Below are 19,121 nucleotides of genomic sequence, written 5' to 3'. Positions count from 1 at the left end.
CGTCAGTTATTGAGTCATCAGGCGATAGCGTTCACGCAGACGGTGACGCAGGCCCATGGCTAACAGGTTCAGCAACAGAATAATTAACACCAGCAGCAGCGCCGTGGCAAAAACCAACGGACGGTCGGCCTCTGTATTAGGGCTTTGAAAGGCTAAATCATAAATCTGAAAGCCCAGATGCATGAATTTCCTGTCAAGGTGCAGATAGGGGAAGACGGCATCAACGGGCAATTCCGGTACCATTTTTACCACGCCAACCAACATCAGGGGGGCGGTTTCTCCCGCCGCGCGGGCCACCGCCAGAATCAGCCCGGTTAACATGGCCGGAACCGCCATCGGTAACACCACATTCCACAAGGTTTCGGCCTGGGTCGCCCCGAGCGCCAGCGATCCCTGCCTCAGGCTATCCGGAATACGTGATAACCCCTCTTCCGTTGCCACAATCACCACCGGCAGGGTCAGCAAGGCCAGCGTCAGCGATGCCCAAAGTAAGCCTGGCGTGCCGAACGTGGGATTTGGCAGTGCGCTGCTGTAAAACAGCCGATCGACCGTTCCGCCCACCAGCCAGACAAAAAAGCCCAGACCAAACACACCATAGACAATAGAGGGCACGCCCGCCAGATTCACCACCGCGATGCGCACCAGCCGAGTCAACGCATTACGTCCGGCATATTCATGCAGCCAGACTGCCGCGATGACCCCCAGCGGCATGACCACCACCGACATCAGCAGCACCATCAGCACCGTGCCGAACAGCGCGGGGAAAACGCCAAAATCGCTTTCGCCTTCGGCAGGTGAATCGCTGACAAAGCGCCACAACTGCTGTAAGAAGTGCCCTGTTTTTTCTGTTAGCGTCATGGCGTTGGGCTGCCAGGCGGCCACAATCTGCGACAGTGGGATGCTGTGCTCAATGCCATTAACGTCACGCAGAATCAACACGTCACGCTCGCTTTCTTCTTGCAGGTTGTTGAGTCTTTCATTGAGCTGGATAAGCCGGCGTTCCAGGGCTGCCTGGTTGGCGTCGTATTCTGACTGCGCCTGTAAATCGAACTGCTTTTCCTCACGCTGCTGTTCAGCCTGATCGTCTAACTGATCCAGTTGTTGATTCAGCTGAGCCATATCAATACGACGGATCTCGCTGGCCTGGCGCACAGTGAGCTGTACCTGTTCGAGTCGCTGCTGCAGTAGCGCATGGATGTTCTTTGCCGTCAGCGCCTCATTGTCTTCGCGCAAGCCGACAAGCCAGCCGTAAGCATTGCCGTGGCTGCGGCGCTGTAACACCATGATATCGTCCGGCTGACTGACCGCCGGTGCGGCTTTGCTGAGCGCAATACGAAAATCGGGCGCGGCCCAGTCGCGATTGCCGGTCTTGATCAGGTAGCGGTGCAGAAAGGCTCGCTGGCCGTCTGTCCCTTCAACGGGTGCCGGATACTTCGACTGCCGCTCAAGGGTTTCACCCAGCAGGCGGGTTTGACTGCCGTCGGGCTGCGTAAACGTATAGAGTTCTACTCTGTGGGGCCAAAACGTCCGTAGCCCCTGCCATCCCAGCAACCCAATCAGTAAGGTAAACGCCAGCAGACACACCGTCACGGCCCCGGCCGTTAACCAGCGCCAGCGGTCGTTTTGTCGCATCACCTTCATGCCTGCTCCTTATACTGACTGAAGCGCAGGCGCAGGCGCTGGCGGATGAGTTCTGCAAAGGTATTAATGATCATCGTAAAAATCAGCAGCAATAGCGCACTTAAGAACAGAATCCGATAATGGGCGCTGCCCACCGCGGCTTCGGGCATCTCAATCGCGATATTGGCGGAAAGCGTACGCAGGCCGCTGAACAAGCCGCCTTCACTTTGCGGCGTATTACCGGTCGCCATGAGTAAAATCATGGTTTCGCCGACCGCCCTGCCAAAGCCAATCATCAGGGCGGCAAAGATGCCCGCCGAGGCGCCCGGCAGCACCACACGCGTCAGGGTTTGCCAGGGCGTGGCACCCAGCGCCAGTGAACCTTGTCCCAACGAGGCCGGTACGCTAAACAGCGCATCCTCTGCCAGGGTAAAAATTAAGGGCACCAGCGCAAACCCCATCGCCAGCGCTGCCACCAGCAGGTTACGTTGCTCGTAATGCGGTAGCCAGTCGCCGGCATCCGGTACGATCAGCGTCGACAGCCACAACGTTAGCAGAGTGACAACAAGCAGCACAGGCAGTAATAACAGCACCTCGCGCCCCGGCTGCCGCCAGCGTTCAGGCAGACGATGGCTCACTACGCCGCACCCGAGCAGGCTACCGGCAAGCGTGACGGGCAGCAACAGCACGCCAATTAACGCCTGACCCACATGGGGCGCTAACCATAATCCGGCTATCAGTCCGATCACCACGCTGGGCAGTGCGCCCATCATCTCAATCGCGGGCTTAACCCAACGGCGCAAGCCCGGCGCCATAAACCACGCAGTATACATGGCAGCCGCCAGCGCCAGCGGTGTCGCAAACAACAGTGCCATGCTGGCCGCTTTTAGCGTGCCCACGACCATGGGGATTAAGCTGAATTTTGCCTGATAGCTGTCGCCAGCATTCGTGGATTGCCAGACCCAGTCGGGTTTAGGGTAGTTTTCATACCAGATTTTTTGCCAGAAATTACGCCAGGTCACATCCGGCCAGGCATTCGTCAGCTTCAGCGTTTCCCAGCCTGACTGCCGTTCCAGCAACAGGCTGTTGCCATGGGGTGAGAATTGCGCCTGAAGAATGCCGGGGGCCAACTGGCGTTGCAGGATCGGCCCATTCTGTTTACTGGCAAAGACTTTCAGCATGCCGGCGTGATCAAAAGTGGCGAAAACCCGTCGCTGTGGCTCGCTGATGATCGTGGCCTGTCCGGCGCTGTGTTCAAAAGTACGCACAGGGTGTAAGCGCAGACCGTGCTCACCTGCGATGGAAAACCACTGGGTAATGCCGCTGTCATCCTGGATCAGCAGGGTTTGCCCTCCAGCCAGTAACTGCAGCTGTTGAGGCACCTGAGGCAGCGTCTGCGTTTCGCGCAGCCATGCTCGCCCGTCATCAATTTGCCAGACCCGCAGCAGGTGACCTTCGGTGGTATACAGCAGGTCACCTTTTGGCGACAGTAACAGATGTTGGGGCTGCTGGGCTGGCAGCGTAATCAGCGATGCCTGCTGGTTAGTGCCCAGCGTCAGTATGCTTAATCCTGCGTCACCTGAGGCGGCAATGCGCCACTGTTCCGGGGTAATCGTGGCGAGCGCCATCTTTTTTATGCCACCCTGCGGCAGCCGAAACACGTTATCGCCTAGCGGAAAATGCCACTCGCCCTCGCCCTGGCTTATCACTGGTTGCAGCAGCGTTAAGTTGCCCTGGGCATTAAGCAGTAATGTCCTGTCGTCTGCGCTGGTCACGATTTGCTGTGGAACGGATGACAGTGCTAAAGCCGGTGCCGCCGGTTGGCCATTCAGCGGAATAAATCGCGCCTTACCATCACTGCTGATTCGCCAGCCCAGGGTTCCCTGGTTGCCAATCGCCAGGGCCGGGGCCGAGTCCCACAGTCGTTGGCTGCTGATGCTTTGCACGCCCGGCGCGCTGAACAGCGGCAGGACCACCCAAAGCAACCAGAAGAACAGCAGCATCATCAGTAGCAGAATAGCCACCCCGCAAGACGTGACGAGGCGCCGCGTAAAGCGGTCAATCGCACGTCGTCGGCGATCGCTAAACTGCACAGGAATATGGTTTACGCTCATGCGGCCCTGATTATCCGGCGGAAATGAGTCGCTATGTTGCCCGTAGCTGGTTGATAAGACAACTTTTGCCGTTGGACAACCTTGCCATACTCTCGCCATAATGCAGTTGGATACTGTATCGTCGTCAGTCCTGCAACCGTCATACGGAGTGAGAATGGGTCAGGTAAAGCTTTATATCGAAAAAGAAATGAGCTGGTTGTGCTTTAACGAACGTGTTTTGCAGGAAGCGGCAGATAAAAGTAATCCGCTGATTGAACGTATGCGTTTCTTAGGTATTTACTCGAACAACCTCGACGAATTTTACAAGGTACGTTTTGCCGATTTGAAACGACGTATCCTGATTGGCGAAGAGCAAGGCTCTGCCAGTACGCCACGTCATTTATTAAAGAAGATTCAACAGCGCGTCCTGAAATCAGATCAGGAATTTGATGCCCTGTATAACGACCTGCTGCTGGAGATGGCGCGCAATCAAATCTTCCTGATTAATGAGCGTCAGCTTTCCCCCAATCAGCAAAGCTGGCTGCGCCACTATTTCAAGCATGAACTGCGTCAGCACATCACACCGATTCTGATTACCCATGAAACCGACCTGACCGAGTTTCTTAAAGACGATTACACGTACCTGGCCGTTGAAATTATTCGCGGTCAGGATATTCAGTACGCCCTGCTGGAGATCCCCTCCGACAAGGTGCCGCGCTTTATTAATCTGCCAGCTGAACCGCCACGTCGCCGTAAGCCGATGATCCTGTTAGATAACATCCTGCGCTATTGCCTGGATGATATCTTCAAGGGGTTTTATGACTACGACACGCTCAACGCTTATTCGATGAAAATGACGCGTGACGCAGAGTACGATCTGGTAACGGAAATGGAGTCCAGCCTGCTGGAACTGATGTCCTCCAGTCTGAAACAACGTCTGACGGCTGAACCTGTGCGGTTTGTTTACCAGCGTGACATGCCGGACTCGATGGTGGCGCTGCTGTGCGACAAACTGTCGATTTCAAATTATGACTCCGTCCTGGCGGGCGGCCGTTACCACAACTTTAAAGATTTTATCGGCTTCCCTAATGTCGGGAAAAACAACCTGATTAACCGGCCGATGCCGCAAATCCGTCATATTGGCTTTGATGGTTTCCGCAACGGCTTTGATGCCATTCGTAACCGCGACGTGCTGCTTTACTATCCCTATCACACCTTCGAGCATGTGCTGGAATTGTTACGTCAGGCGTCATTCGACCCGAGCGTGCTGGCGATTAAAATCAATATTTACCGCGTCGCCAAACATTCCCGCATCATGGATGCGATGATTCACGCCGCCTATAACGGGAAGAAAGTCACGGTTGTAGTGGAACTTCAGGCCCGCTTTGATGAAGAAGCCAATATTTACTGGGCGAAACGTCTGACTGAAGCCGGTGTGCACGTTATTTTCTCGGCACCCGGCCTGAAGATTCACGCCAAACTGTTTTTAATTTCCCGACGTGAAGGCGAAGAGATCGTGCGCTACGCCCACATCGGCACCGGTAACTTCAACGAAAAAACGGCAAGGCTCTACACGGACTATTCCCTGTTAACCGCCGATGCTCGTATCACCAATGAAGTGCGCCGGGTGTTCAACTTTATCGAAAACCCTTACCGTCCGGTGACCTTTGACCATTTAATGGTTTCTCCGCAAAACTCACGTCGGATGCTGTATGATTTGATCGATAACGAGATAGCCAATGCCCAGCAAAAACGCCCCAGTGGGATTACGCTGAAAATTAACAACCTGGTGGACAAAGGGCTGGTAGACAGGCTTTATACCGCATCCAGCGTGGGCGTAAATGTTAATTTACTGGTGCGCGGAATGTGCTCATTGATTCCAGACTTGCCCGGGATCAGTGAAAATATTCGCGTAATCAGTATCGTTGACCGCTTCCTGGAACACGACCGTGTTTATATTTTTGAAAACGGTGGTGATAAGAAAGTGTTTCTTTCATCCGCTGACTGGATGACGCGTAACATTGATTATCGCATCGAAGTTGCCGTAGCGATCCTTGATCCACAAATAAAGCAGCGCATTCTGGACATTATTGCTATTCAGCTCAGCGACACCGTTAAAGCCCGGGTTGTCGATAAAGAGCTGACTAACCAGTACGTTCAGCGCGGCAATCGTCGTAAAGTGCGGTCGCAGATGGCTATTTACGATTACATTAAGAAGCTGGAACAACCTGAATAACGCCTATGCCAATCTCCCAAAAAAGTACGCCGAAACCTCAAGAGTTTGCGGCAATTGACCTTGGTTCCAATAGTTTCCACATGGTAATTGCCCGCGTGGTGGATGGTGCTTTGCAGGTTCTGGGGCGTCTGAAGCAACGGGTACATCTGGCCGATGGTCTGGATGCCAAAAATTACCTGAGCGAAGAGGCAATGGAACGCGGGCTGAACTGCCTGGCGCTGTTTGCTGAACGCCTGCAGGGCTTTAACGCCAGCAACGTGACGATTGTGGGCACCCATACGTTACGCCAGGCGGTGAACGCCGAAACCTTTTTGCAGCGTGCAGCAGAGGTCATTCCCTATCCGATTGAGGTGATTTCCGGCCACGAAGAAGCTCGCCTGATTTTTATGGGCGTCGAGCATACTCAGCCAGAAAAAGGCCGCAAGCTGGTGATCGACATCGGCGGCGGGTCAACGGAATTGGTTATCGGCGAGGATTTTGAGCCGCAACTGGTGGAAAGCCGTCGTATGGGCTGCGTCAGTTTTGCCCAGCTTTATTTCCCTGGCGGTGAAATCAGCGTAGAGAACTTTCGTCGCGCTCGCCTGGCCGCCACTCAAAAGCTGGAAACGCTGGCGTGGCAGTATCGTCTGCACGGCTGGCAGTATGCGCTGGGCGCATCGGGCACCATCAAAGCGGCCTGCGAAGTGCTGCTGGCCATGGGCGAGAAAGAGAAGCTGATTACGCCCGAGCGCCTGACCATGCTTTACGATGAAGTCATTAAGCACAAATCCTTTGCGGCGCTGAGCCTGCCGGGTCTGTCTGAAGAGCGTAAAAGCGTATTTGTTCCCGGCTTAGCCATTCTCTGTGGCGTGTTTGATGCACTCGCCATCCGTGAGCTGACGCTGAGTGATGGCGCCCTCCGGGAAGGCGTGCTGTATGAAATGGAAGGCCGTTTCCGTCATCAGGATATTCGCAGCCGTACAGCCCAGAGCCTGGCTAATCACTATGCCATTGACAGCGATCAGGCCCGGCGCGTACTGGAAACGACTGAACAGCTTTATCTGCAGTGGCGCGATCAAAATCCCAAACTGGCGAATCCACAGCTGGCTGCGCTGTTAAAATGGGCAGCCATGTTGCATGAGGTCGGGCTGACCATTAACCACAGTGGTTTACAGCGCCATTCTGCCTATATTTTGCAGAACACTAACCTGCCGGGCTTCAATCAGGATCAGCAAATGCTGTTGGCGGCGCTGGTCAGATTTCACCGTAAAGCGGTGAAGGTGGATGAGCTGCCACGCGTGACGTTGTTCAAGAAGAAGCAGTTTTTACCCCTGATCTTTCTGCTTCGTCTGGGCACCTTACTGAACAACCAGCGCCAGGCCACGACGCGCCCGGATTCGTTAAAACTGACCTGCGATGACGGTCACTGGACGCTCACCTTCCCGGCAGGCTATTTCAATCAGAATAACCTGGTGCAACTCGATCTTGAGCGTGAGCAAACCTACTGGGATGAAGTAACCGGCTGGAAACTGATTCTCGCAGAAGCCTGACAATGCGGGCATTGACTGCCCGCATCACTGAACCGACGACGATGACATTACGAACCGATAATTATTTTGCCGAGACCTATGGCTTAACACCGACCCATTCTGAAGTGGTCGAAGCCTTACCTCAGTTGACGCCCGGAAAAGCGCTTGATCTGGGATGCGGAAGCGGGCGTAACACGCTGTTCCTGAATCAACATGGTTTTGAAGTCACGGCCTGGGACCATAATCCCGCCAGCCTGGATCGCCTGAATCACATTATTGCCACCGAAGGCCTGACCGGCATTCATACGGCCCAACAGGATCTGAACCAGGTGCGTTTTAATGGGGCCTACCAAGTGGTGCTCTCCACCGTGGTAATGATGTTTTTACAACCGGGAACGATCCCGCAGCTTATTGCCGATATGCAGGCCTGTACGGTGAAAAACGGCTTTAACCTGATTGTTGCGGCCATGAATACCGAGGACGCGCCCTGCCCGTCTGACTTCCCGTTTGCCTTTAAATCGGGTGAGTTAAGTCATTACTACCGCAACTGGCATATTGTGAAGTACAACGAAAACTGGGGACAGCTACATCGCAAAGATGAAAACGGCAACCGGATTAACTGCCGCTTTGCCACGCTGTTGGCGCAGAAAGCCAGTTATTAACACAGTTGTGTTTTTTTTAAACAACGGTTGATTTCACTGGGCGACTGTGACTAAATATTGCTGTCGCCCGGTTTGGGTTATTACAGGAATTACCCTGCGTGAACAGCGCCCTTTCTCCACGAAGACGTAAAAAAAGCGTCAGCATGACGCGGATTGTTTTACTGATCAGTTTTATCATTCTGTTTAGTCGCCTCGTTTTTATCCTGCCTGCGGCCTTCGAGCATCACCAGCAAAAACAAACTGAATCACCGCCGGTGATCACGACGCTTTCTGACAGTCGTTAATCGAAAGGTGTCATTAACCTGATTAAACGACGCGCAATCCCGCTGCTTGCGCCATTTTTTACATCCCTTTTCCAGTCAAAACGCTACACTTCGTGCAGGTGCTTTCAGACTAAAGGGATGCAATGTGTCTGCCTCACACTCTCAACGTTTAAGTGAAATTCGTCATCGTATTCTGACGCTGCTGCTCAATGAGCACGACCTTGTGGATGAATTACTGGATAAAGCCAGTCATCTCTCCCCTGAGCAGCAACGTGAAAATGTGATACATCGGGAAATACTCCAGCAAGACATCAGCCAGCTTCACGCCGCTGACCTTGCCGATATTCTTGAAGCCTTGCCTGAAGAAGCCCGACTGGCACTCTGGAGCCTGGTTCCGGGTGAAAAACGCGGCCGCGTACTGGTTGAAGCCTCAGAAACCGTCTGGGACAGCCTGACCGAAGAGATGAGCGATCGCGCCATCCTGCAGGCGATGGAACCGCTGGATATTGACGATCAGGCCTGGCTGGTGCGTTACCTGCCGCGCGACCTTACAGGACGCCTGCTGACCTCTCTGGAGCCGAACCTGCGAGCACGCATCCTGAGCGTGATGCAGTTTGACCGTGATCGCGTGGGTCGGGTCATGGACTTTAATATCCTCACGGTACGCGAGGATGTCACATTAGCCACTGTGCAGCGCTTTTTGCGTAAAGGCAAAAGCATGCCGGATGGCACAGACAAAATCTTCATCACCAATGAAAACAATCAGCTGCTGGGCGAGCTACTGCTAACCGATATCCTGCTGAACAAACCTAAGACTATGGTGAGCGACGTGATGAATTCGCATCCCACCACCTTTCAGCTCGACGACAAAGCCGAAGACGCGGCCAGTGCCTTTGAACGTTATAACCTGATCTCAGCGGCGGTGACCGATGCGCAGGGTAAACTTATTGGCCGTATTACCATTGAAGACGTTGTCGACCTGGTCAACAAAGAGAACGAAAGCAATATCCGTAAAATGGGCGGGATTAGCCAGGAAGAGGATGTTTTCGCCCCGGTGCGTAAATCTGTGCGTAATCGCTGGGCCTGGCTGGCGATCAATTTATGTACGGCGTTTATTGCATCCCGCGTCATTGGCCTGTTTGAAAACACTATCTCGCAAATTGTCGCCCTTGCCACGTTAATGCCGATTATTGCCGGTATTGGCGGTAATACCGGCAATCAGACCATCACGATGATTGTCCGCGCCCTTGCGCTGCATCAGGTTGAACCGGGCAACTTCTCGTTCCTGTTTATGCGCGAACTCAGCGTAGCCTTGATCAACGGCCTGTTCTGGGGCGCGATTATGGGCGGTATCACCTGGCTTATGTACGACAACATGGCGCTGGGCGGCGTCATGATGCTGGCCATGGTGCTGAATCTTTTGCTGGCAGCCATAATGGGTGTGATGGTGCCGCTGGTCATGACCAAAATGAAACGCGATCCCGCCGTGGGCTCCAGCGTATTAATTACCGCCATCACCGATACCGGTGGTTTTTTTATTTTCCTGGGCCTGGCGACGATCTTCCTGATACCGCATTGATTACTGGTTTTGATAACCGTAGCGCTGCAGCGATCCCATGACATTCAGTCGACGTGTCACCTGTGCCAGTTCGCAGGTGACCGCGGGCAGCTGGTAGTGATTGCGCTGCCCCAGCCACTCCAACACATCAGCTAAATGCCAGATAGCCGTTTTGCCATCGTGTACCGGTAACGGAAACTGTTTGCTGTGCGTCAGCATCAGTTTGCGCATGTTCTGACGTGATACGCCAATCAGGTCTGCAACATCGGTTAAGCCGACAAAATCAGGCGCGGCTTCAACCATCAATGCGCCAGGAATAGCAGACTGCACATCTGCTATCGCACTGCTGAGTGCGTGGCTCGCCGAGTCGGCGTGGCGCGTAAATTCCAGCGCCAGCTTGCCTGCCACACCGGCACCGACCAATGCATCATCGCATCCTGCCTCCGCCAGTTTTTCCAGTAACGCATCAATGGACCCCGCTGATTCAGGCAATTCAAACCGCAAGATGAAATGATATTCCGTCATATTAATTCCCTCTTTTTAACGTATCAGTAACGGTACAGTTATCTACTACGCGCCGCAGCGCTCTGGCATGGTTATGGGCATTTTTTGGGGTGCGCCAGATGCAGGTCAGACAGTATTCCCCACAGCGGCACGTCGACAGATTTGCCGGACAGTACATTTTGCCCCATGCGTGATGACCCGTAGCCACCACGAGCCACCCCTGTGATTCTGCGTAACATAAGGCGGCTTCAATCTCTTTGCTGGGATGTCGCTTTCTGTCCACCATGGCGCCTATCATTCCTTGTTTTTAGAGGGTTGTCAACTGACAACTAAAGTGTCATTCGTGCGGTACAGGGGCAGCATGCGGGCTGTCTGGCGGCAGGTAAAACAGGTTGCGACTAAAATGGAAAGGATTACGCAAAAAAGTGTCAGCCTGACGTGATGGACGACAATCGAAGATAACAACGGAGGAAATATGTTTAAAACTGATGACCTGGTACAAGCGAAAACGGGCGGACCCAAAATGGTCGTACTGCGTGCCGATGGTGAAACACTGTGGTGCGCTCGCGTGGACGATGCCAGCAAAAAGGAAATTGAAGTTAACGCAGAAAGCGTCAATCTCTACCATGAAGAGGGCGATTTTGGCGTCTGTTAAAAGGGATGACGTGACTCACACCGACCGCAACGGTTAAGGCAACCGGCCGTTCGGTTACCCGGGAGCCTGGCTTCCGGGTAACCTTTTCTGATTGCCCTATTCCGGGCTATTCGGCCGTCAGATTTTATTTTCCTGCAGGTTATTGCTGCCTAAACCACCGATAAAGGGCAGCCGCAACCGAAACGGGGAAAAGCCTATTCCCGCGCTTAACCCCAAAAGATTGAATTCAATCCCCTCTTCCGCCCCTAAGGTGATGCCTGCTACGCCGAGTATCGACACCTGAACCCCACGACCTGAAGGCGGTAACCCCACCGGACGCCATAATGGCCGGTAGTCTTTTCCCAGTGCGTTGGCGGGCAAGTCAAGCTGCAAGGCGGGCACGTTACGACCGATGTGCGCCATAAAGGTATTACTGTTGGGTCCAGGCCAGGCATGATAGGTGGTAGGCCAGGGATAGGATTTTATGGCGGCTTCAATTTGCGGGATCATTTTTTGCGCATCGGGGCCGCGGTGCTCAACCAGCAGCCGCGGTTTTGCTCCGTACCAGTAGCCATCAGGCAGGGATGAATTGCGCCTGACTTTATCGCCACTGCCCCAGCTAATCACTTCGTAACGTGTATAGCGGGTTTCACCTGCACGTTTAAAGATAATCCACGGATGCACTGCGATTGCGCCTTTCCAGCCGTATGTCGGTGCGGCATAGACCTGAACAATAGCCTGACTGGCATGAGCATGGGGATCGGGCGCAACGCCAGCCGAATCCCGGCGCGCCGTCGCCCAGCCACCCTGGCCGGTAGCGTTGTTACCATGAGTGGCTTGCGCCAGGCTGGCCGCAAGCGACAGCAAAATTACGGTGAGAAAACAGAGACTGAAGATTTTCAGAGGCAGCATCGCGGTTCCTGCAGGTAAAAGATAAGGGATGATTTTGCAATGAAATATAGGGTTTGTATTCACTAACTATGCTGCGATGTCATCGCAATATTCACTCCCGCTGGTTAGTGGCTGCTGACGTAATGCCCGCCATCACGCAACGTTAAAAGGCCGTGATGGCTGTCACCACCAGCATGCTCAGAGGCGGGCTATACGCAGAATCAGCCAGCCTGAAACCCGCCCAGGCTCAAGAAGTAAACAGGGATACTCGCCGCCCGCATTCAGCGGGCAACCGGTCTGGGCTGCCCTTTGCTTTGCGGTCAGTACGGAAGGCGTCAGATCCAATCCCGAAGGCACGCGAAGCCTGCACTTCACCCACGCACGAGGCGGATAACAGATTCCAGGTGCATTTCATGCCTGGCGATTTCAACAACAGCATAGGTTATCTTGAACCCGCCGTCTGAAAACTAGCCTGTTATCGCCTTTTCCGCTACACGCTGCAACCACGCTTCATAGCGCTGCTGCGCCTCCGGCGCGACAGGTTGGCTGCGTGAGTTTATCTCACCTTCGATGCCAAATATTTTCCACATCAGCGGCGCGAGTCCTGCGATCACGCTGTGTTGACTGCTCTCCATTCTCAGCCATTCCAGACTGGATGTCTGGTAACCCGGCAGTGCCTCGGAGTGATAATCGAAAGCTTTGCCCAACCCGGAAAGATACATGATTTTAGCGGCAGTCAGGGATGGCCAGCGAAGGGAAATATTCAGCGGCAAGTCCAACATAGCGCGCTCATTCCAGACCTCCGAATACGGAACCTGTTGGTTAGCCAGCAACGTCAGCATTAACGATTGCCCCAGCCCGGTCAGATAGACAGGCAACGCGTCAGCCGGAGGACGTTGATAAAAGGCATCCAGTGGATGTTCGCGCTTCAGGCCGGCCTGCATCAGTAATTTTCGCTCCAGCTCCTGCATCACGTTGCCTAACCCGGCATCCGTTGCCTCTTCAGTTTCAGTCAACTGTTTACTGCGCGTGGTGCAGTTCCACAGCGACAACGCAATCTGCCAACGACGCTGTTCGCCCTCGCCAGTGCAGCCAATTTCCCCCGTCACCACATACTTCATGTCAGGAGGCAGGATCTCATAAATATCCTCACCCACCATCGGTTGGCCAGTGAGAACAGGACCATGGCCCTCCGCCATCAGAAAATAGGTGCACGCCGCATAATCACTCCAGTAATGTACGGCTTCAGCCAGATAGAGCGGAATCGCGCGCGACAGGCGGCCAAGCTCGTCTTCACGCTGTATGCCCTGGGCTGCTAATCCATCAGGTATTTTTGATAACGCAAAGAAACCGATCTTCGCTGTCTCTTCGGATTTTTGGTTAAACAGCCAGTCGGCTTTGCATAAGCCGTAATGCCAAATGGGCTGCGTGACAGATAACGTTGTGATTTTCACATCATCAGGCGCCACCTGCTGAACGGGTTCCGTTTGGCGACGTTTCTCTTCAAACGCTTGTCTGTAATAATCAAGATGCTGCTTGATCGGGGCAAAATTGAGTGCATACAGCTGGTTAAGAAGCTTGAGCCCCTGCTCCGTCTGGTCCTGCTCAAGATAAGCCTGCAATAAATTTATACCGGCCATAGGATCGTGCTTTTGAACATCGTAATGAGGCGCAACCAGCGAAATCAGAAGGGGAATCTCGCCATTTCGTCCCAGGTCACCAGAGATCATATACAGCGCGTCAGAATCGTACCGTCCACCCGACAGTACCTCGTCATAAAGTCCGCGAGCCTTGTCGGTTTCGTTATGCTCCAGATAAAAACGGGCCATCCAGAGCTGTGCCCGCCAGCTTCCCGGCATCGCGGCAATGCTGCGTAAGCCCTCGATATAGGCCTCATCACCACCCCGCTCGCGCTGGATGCTCGCCCACCAGAGTAAGCCATTGTCGAGGTTGGGGTCCGTTTGAATGGCCTGCCAGAGCGTGTCATCTGCCTGTTTATCCTCACCACGCTCGGAAAAGACTTTCGCCAGATTAGTGAGTAAGGTTCCTGTCGCGCCTGATTTATCGATTCCCTGGCGCAGGGTTTGTTCTGCCGCATCCAGTTGGCCGGTTTTCATCAGTACGATGCCGTGAAGGGTATGACTTCGCTCGGGATTGCTGTCAATGTCCACCAGGCGCTCCGCTGCCGCAACCAGATCGGAAGCAAAGGCGTCTTTCAACCCCATCAGAATCGCGGTGTACAACGCGTCCGCATCATCCCACTTCTTTTCCAGATCCGGCAGAAAGACCTTCTCACGCCATTCATTGCGTGCAATGTACATTTCCTGTCCATGAGCATCGTAAGCAACAATCATCTCCCGTTCTTGAGCGGGCTCGTCTGGTGCGGTATCGGCGGGTTGGTTTTTATTGCGCAGAGAAGAGAGAAGACGCTTAAACATGGTTAATTCAATCCTTGAGTAGTGAGACATCAGACAGCCTGATTGCCAGCCTTCATCATGCCGCCTGTGTTCGCGCCCTGAGGCGGTTTTACCGACTGACAGCGTAGCGGCACAGATATGAGTGTAGCGCTCAAAAAAACAGCTGGCACGAAATTGATTAACCAACGGGCAAATAGTTAAAAAATGCCGTCCAATAGCGATGCCGCGCCTCTTCCTTTTGCCTTTCGTCATTCACATTCTTATCGCATCAGAGAGAAAATATTAAGTAGCGCACTATTTAATAGTTTACAACACGATAAAATCCTGCCATCTTAGCCAAACTAAATAGTGCACTACTTAATCGCAAACACAAGGAAATCAAAATGAACGTGAAACTCACCGCAGGTGCTTTATTGTTAGCCAGCCAGATCACATCAGCATGGGCCAGCCCTGTGGAGAATGCGCCTGAACCTACCGTTGGTGTCGCCGCCTTTCTTAAAGCCCTTAACAGCGGCGGCGGCAAGCCCATCGAAACCTTAACGCCGAAAGAAGCACGCGCAGTGCTGACAGGCGCGCAGCAAGGCGCCGCGCTGCCGCCAGCACAGATTTCTGAAAAAACCATCACAGCATTGGGCAAACCACTCAAACTAACGATTGTTAAACCCGAACACGCCAGCGGAGTGCTCCCGGTATTCATGTTCTTCCACGGTGGCGGCTGGGTGCTGGGTGACTTCCCGACGCACGAACGTCTGGTGCGAGACCTTGTGAACGAATCCGGCGCTGCGGCGGTATTTGTGAATTACGAGCCATCACCGGAAGCCCATTATCCGGTCGCGATTAACCAGGCTTATGAAGCGACAAAATGGGTAGCCGAACACGGTGCGGAAATTGGCGTTGACGGTAAGCGCCTGGCGCTGGTCGGTAACAGCGTGGGAGGCAACATGGTGGCCGCCGTCGCGCTGCAGGCCAAACAACATAAAACCCCGGCGATTCGTTACGATGTGATGCTGTGGCCTGTTACCGATGCCCGCTTTGATGATGCTTCTTATCAGCAATTCGCCAACGGCTATTTCCTGACCCGAAACATGATGAAGTGGTTCTGGGATAACTACACCACGTCAGATAAAGATCGGAATAACATTCTGGCTTCTCCGCTGCGTGCCACTGAGGCACAACTGGCAGGTTTACCGCCAACGCTGATTCAGACTGCCGAACTCGACGTGCTGCGCGATGAAGGTGAAGCCTTTGGTCGTAAGCTGGATGCCGCCGGTGTACCGGTGACGGTTACCCGCTATAACGGCATGATTCACGACTTTGGTTTGCTGAATGCCTTGAGTAAAGAGCCTACCGTGCGTACGGCGATTGGCCAGGCGTCAGCGGAATTGAAGGAACATTTAAAATAAGTTCATTTCTTTCCAGAGATAAGATGGCTCATAAAAAATTGTGGCCAGAACAACATTAATGTAAACGATAACGTTTGACCAGCCGAAGAATAACGGCTGGTTATTTATTTGTCTCAAAGCTACCAAAGGGGCTTTTTTCTTAATAAGTCGATTATAAATTCGGGTATTGGTTTTCTCATAATGGCACAAGCCGTTATCTGTCGTTTTTTAGATACTCATGCCGGTCCTACTTATTATTGGCGTTAAAATCCAACAGATTACCTCTGTAATGAAAGCCATGCTTACACATCGGTTAAACTTAACCCACTGATTATATTGAGTTTTAATTAATTTCGTTGCCCAACACCACGATTTTCGACGGCGAGTCATTTCTATAACGTATAGTCACCTGCCGTCCCGGCTTGAACTCATCTGCATTGAAAATTTTCACCACTACGTCTTTTTGCGTCAGGATTTTTTCAGTCCCAGCGGTGAATTCGACGGTAAGATTGATTGAGAGGCGTCCCTCAGCATTCTGATTGCGATGCTGCACTGCATTAATAATTAGGGCCGTCGTTTCCGTACCATCCTGCATTGTGGACTCATTGCCGCGTGCCGCCAAAACGGAATTGCGAATGCCTATAATAACGATCATTACAATAATCGCCGTTGCGATTATCAGACTCCACATAGCTAAATTTGCCATTTTCATCTTCTTAAACAAAAGTGGTTAACGCGCTCAGAAAAGAGCGAAAACTAGATAGTGTTGTTTCTGTTCCACTAACAAACTGAATTTTATTGTCGTGGCGTTTAAGCTCGAAAGGTTTGTTTTTTATTGAAAATGCACCAACTGACACACTCATGACGGATGTACTAATTGTTGAGGTCGTAAAGCCAAAAGAAGCGCCAGTAAAACTTTCTGAAAACCCAGTAACGCTGAAAGAGTTTCCAGTAAAACTTTCATTATGAGCTTTTGCTTTGCTTTTAATATTTGGTGCGTCAAGGTTTATTTTCGTGGTGCTACGTAAGGTAATATCATGCGGACTATATATAGTGATAGTGCCGTCATTAACGTTCTGCGTCCAGTTTCCGCTATTAATATTTACTAGTACACCGTCATTAATGGTTTCAACTTTACCACCACTATCGATGGTCGTATTCAAGCCCTGATTATACGTTTCTGTCAGTTTGCCGGTTACGTGATGGGACTCTCTACCGTTAATGGTAGTATCACGGTAACTTGTTACCTCGACGGTATCTCCACCATCTAAGACTTTTAGCGTTCTTCCTTTTTGTATAGTCGTGTGCTCACCATTATTGAAGTTTTTCGTTTCGATATTATCAACGGTAGTCGTACGCTTTTGGTGATAATGAAAGGTTGCATCCCCGGAAATATTATCGTTTTGTTCTTTTTTTATCGCGGTGTTACGGTTGCCATCAATACTTACGTTCTGATCATTTTCAACTGAAACCTTCATATCCTTTTCTGAATGCAAATCAACAAGTTCATAACCTGGATTATCTTCAAAAAAAAGGTGGCTGGCATTGTCTTTATTACCATCTTTACTTCGAGTCATAAAACCCATCACTGTCGCGGCGGCTGGCAATTCCCATGGAGGCATACTGGCTTCGTTATATACTCGTCCAGTAATTATTGGCCTGTCTGGATCGCCGTTAATAAAGTCGATAACGACTTCGTCTCCAACTCGAGGTACTTGTACACCGCCAAAGCCCTGACCAGCCCATGCACTTGATACACGAACCCAGCAAGAGCTAGTGTCATCGCCTTTGGCATGCCTGTCCCAGTGAAACTTCACTTTTACCCTACCATACCTGTCAGTCCAGATGGTCTCTCCAACAGGTCCAACGACGCGAGCTGTTTGCGGCCCATGGGTTCGTGGCCATTCTGTTCGTTGTTGCGAGCGAAAATTAATATCTGCAGGAATCACTGCAAAATTTATCTTATGGATACTATCGGTGACGCTACCGCTAGCATAGCTGTTTTCTTCAAATGTATAATCTGCGCTGACAACAAGGTATTCATTACTATTAGCTTTATAGGGCGGCGCAGAGAGAGTAAAAGTGTATCCTGGCGCAATGCCAAGTGCCGTACCGGAAGCATCAACGCGTTGCTGTTCTGCCTGCCATTCTTCCTGGCGAATACGTGCATAAAATTCACCATGCTGCTGATCAACAAATCTTCCCGGCCACTCATAATAATCTATTTGACCTGGCGAGGGTGAAGCGGGGTTCTGCCGAGCCTGAAACATCCAGGCATGAGGTTTCCTAAAATCATAGTCATCTATGCTGTAAAGACCTGGCATTACTCGTTCACTTATAGCCCATTTCCCTATGCCTTCCTCACTGGTTGTACCACCTGACGGGCTGATATGGTAAGGAATAACTTCATAACCATTGAAAGGTTGATGACTCACTGCTGAATCCATTAGCACAAGCGTATGCGATTCCGCATCGTGTCGGAAAAAGAAATATATTCCTTCAAGTTCCATCAACCGTGAAATAAATTCGTAGCTACTCTCCTGATACTGAACACAATATTCCCAGTTACGGTATTCGCCAGTAAGCTTGTCTTCAACCTGTACATCATATTCGGACAGGATGGTCTTAACAATATCAGGAACCCGCTGATTCTGAAAAATACGCTGATCTCGATTTCGGAGTAGTGGCCATAAATCAGATTCAATTTTGAAGAGATAAACCGCATAACGAATCCCGTTCAGCTCAGTCCCCTGAAGGTTTACCTCCGTTATTTTACCGTTGAAATAACGAGGCTGCAGACTCTGAGTGGGAACGAACACTGTCAACGATTTTCCAAGTAGCGCTTTACGATCAATATTTTCATCTTGGCTGAGCATAGTAACGTTCAGGGTGAATGATCGGGACATTACTTCTGTACCATTCAATTTCCAGAACAGCAAGGATTCCGCGCCTGCTGGCGGGATTACTGTAATGCGGTTAAACATTCATTACCTCCTTGAAACATAACCAACCGAGATTGAGTTGAAACATCCAGCGTAAATGTAGTGCGTACTTAACAATTAAGTGCCTAATACTGCTATCAAGCTGATAAAATATGTAATGATAGTACCGTTATGGATTCTATTAATCACATATTTCTTGTGGGTATGTGGGGTTCATACTACGTTTACAGAAAATTCTTAATCCGTTATGCTAATATTGTTAAAACATAAATAGTATGCAGTATGGTTCAACACTGTAACATTGAAGCACGATATTATATCAGCCATCATATAAAACTACCGCAGCTACTTTCAACATCTGCAATAGCCTGAGCTAAATAATCAGGACAATCGATGATGTAAGCTGCATGC

General features: G+C 51.6%; 15 protein-coding genes. 7 read left to right on the top strand and 8 right to left on the bottom strand.

The window, feature by feature from the left end; translation table 11 throughout:
* Window positions 1-6: 6 nt before the first annotated feature.
* Together pstA and QNH99_RS06585 are read right to left on the bottom strand one after the other, a co-directional pair.
* Entirely contained in the window at window positions 7-1,641 is a 1,635-nt protein-coding gene (gene pstA, locus QNH99_RS06590; protein ID WP_410517462.1) for a phosphate ABC transporter permease PstA, read from the bottom strand.
* Window positions 1,638-3,734 carry an ABC transporter permease subunit gene (locus QNH99_RS06585; protein WP_410517461.1) on the bottom strand — a complete coding sequence of 699 codons (2,097 nt, stop codon included), beginning with the start codon at window positions 3,732-3,734 and terminating at the stop codon, window positions 1,638-1,640. Before QNH99_RS06585 ends, pstA begins: the two co-directional genes overlap by 4 nt.
* Before the next feature lie 154 nt (window positions 3,735-3,888).
* Between QNH99_RS06585 and ppk1 the strand changes: the two genes are divergently transcribed.
* The 5 genes from ppk1 (at window position 3,889) to mgtE (ending at window position 9,961) form a co-directional block, all read left to right on the top strand.
* Complete coding sequence (gene ppk1, locus QNH99_RS06580) at window positions 3,889-5,949, top strand: polyphosphate kinase 1 (RefSeq protein WP_063880546.1); 2,061 nt, start codon at window positions 3,889-3,891, stop codon at window positions 5,947-5,949.
* A gap of 5 nt (window positions 5,950-5,954) precedes the next feature.
* Window positions 5,955-7,478: an exopolyphosphatase gene (gene ppx, locus QNH99_RS06575; protein WP_063880547.1), complete on the top strand. Its 1,524-nt coding sequence runs from the start codon at window positions 5,955-5,957 to the stop codon at window positions 7,476-7,478.
* A 2-nt stretch (window positions 7,479-7,480) separates the two neighbouring features.
* Entirely contained in the window at window positions 7,481-8,119 is a 639-nt protein-coding gene (gene tehB / locus QNH99_RS06570; protein WP_172896757.1) for a tellurite resistance methyltransferase TehB, read from the top strand.
* Window positions 8,120-8,217: 98 nt separating this feature from the next.
* Window positions 8,218-8,403 (top strand): YfgG family protein, encoded by a 186-nt coding sequence (locus QNH99_RS06565; RefSeq protein ID WP_063880548.1) that lies wholly within the window; start codon window positions 8,218-8,220, stop codon window positions 8,401-8,403.
* Window positions 8,404-8,527: 124 nt separating this feature from the next.
* On the top strand, window positions 8,528-9,961 hold the full coding sequence (mgtE, locus tag QNH99_RS06560; RefSeq protein ID WP_410517460.1) for a magnesium transporter: 1,434 nt from the start codon (window positions 8,528-8,530) through the stop codon (window positions 9,959-9,961).
* Here mgtE and QNH99_RS06555 read toward each other — a convergent pair whose 3' ends face one another.
* Window positions 9,962-10,465, bottom strand: a complete 504-nt coding sequence (locus tag QNH99_RS06555; protein WP_096012827.1) for a helix-turn-helix transcriptional regulator — start codon at window positions 10,463-10,465, stop codon at window positions 9,962-9,964.
* Between the two features lies 1 nt (window position 10,466).
* On the bottom strand, window positions 10,467-10,730 hold the full coding sequence (locus QNH99_RS06550) for a hypothetical protein (protein ID WP_096012826.1): 264 nt from the start codon (window positions 10,728-10,730) through the stop codon (window positions 10,467-10,469).
* 189 nt (window positions 10,731-10,919) lie between these two features.
* Here QNH99_RS06550 and QNH99_RS06545 point away from each other — a divergent pair, with 189 nt between their 5' ends.
* Window positions 10,920-11,099 carry a DUF2158 domain-containing protein gene (locus QNH99_RS06545; protein WP_063880551.1) on the top strand — a complete coding sequence of 60 codons (180 nt, stop codon included), beginning with the start codon at window positions 10,920-10,922 and terminating at the stop codon, window positions 11,097-11,099.
* 117 nt (window positions 11,100-11,216) lie between these two features.
* On the opposite strand, the gene QNH99_RS06540 is transcribed toward QNH99_RS06545, so the two are convergent.
* Both QNH99_RS06540 and QNH99_RS06535 read right to left on the bottom strand, forming a co-directional pair.
* Window positions 11,217-11,990: a DUF3750 domain-containing protein gene (locus tag QNH99_RS06540; RefSeq protein ID WP_096012825.1), complete on the bottom strand. Its 774-nt coding sequence runs from the start codon at window positions 11,988-11,990 to the stop codon at window positions 11,217-11,219.
* Between the two features lie 446 nt (window positions 11,991-12,436).
* A complete protein-coding gene (locus tag QNH99_RS06535; RefSeq protein ID WP_410517459.1) occupies window positions 12,437-14,407 on the bottom strand; it encodes a tetratricopeptide repeat protein in 1,971 nt (656 codons plus the stop codon).
* A gap of 362 nt (window positions 14,408-14,769) precedes the next feature.
* Here QNH99_RS06535 and QNH99_RS06530 point away from each other — a divergent pair, with 362 nt between their 5' ends.
* A complete protein-coding gene (locus tag QNH99_RS06530) occupies window positions 14,770-15,789 on the top strand; it encodes an alpha/beta hydrolase (protein ID WP_096012822.1) in 1,020 nt (339 codons plus the stop codon).
* 322 nt (window positions 15,790-16,111) lie between these two features.
* Here QNH99_RS06530 and QNH99_RS06525 read toward each other — a convergent pair whose 3' ends face one another.
* A complete protein-coding gene (locus QNH99_RS06525; protein WP_218995370.1) occupies window positions 16,112-16,474 on the bottom strand; it encodes a hypothetical protein in 363 nt (120 codons plus the stop codon).
* Between the two features lie 10 nt (window positions 16,475-16,484).
* A complete protein-coding gene (locus tag QNH99_RS06520; protein ID WP_256853033.1) occupies window positions 16,485-18,752 on the bottom strand; it encodes a type VI secretion system Vgr family protein in 2,268 nt (755 codons plus the stop codon).
* Between the last annotated feature and the right edge of the window lie 369 nt (window positions 18,753-19,121).

The sequence above is a fragment of the Pantoea allii genome (assembly GCF_046529425.1).
GTDB classification, from domain to species: domain Bacteria; phylum Pseudomonadota; class Gammaproteobacteria; order Enterobacterales; family Enterobacteriaceae; genus Pantoea; species Pantoea allii.
This window is presented reverse-complemented; position numbering and strand designations above follow the sequence as displayed.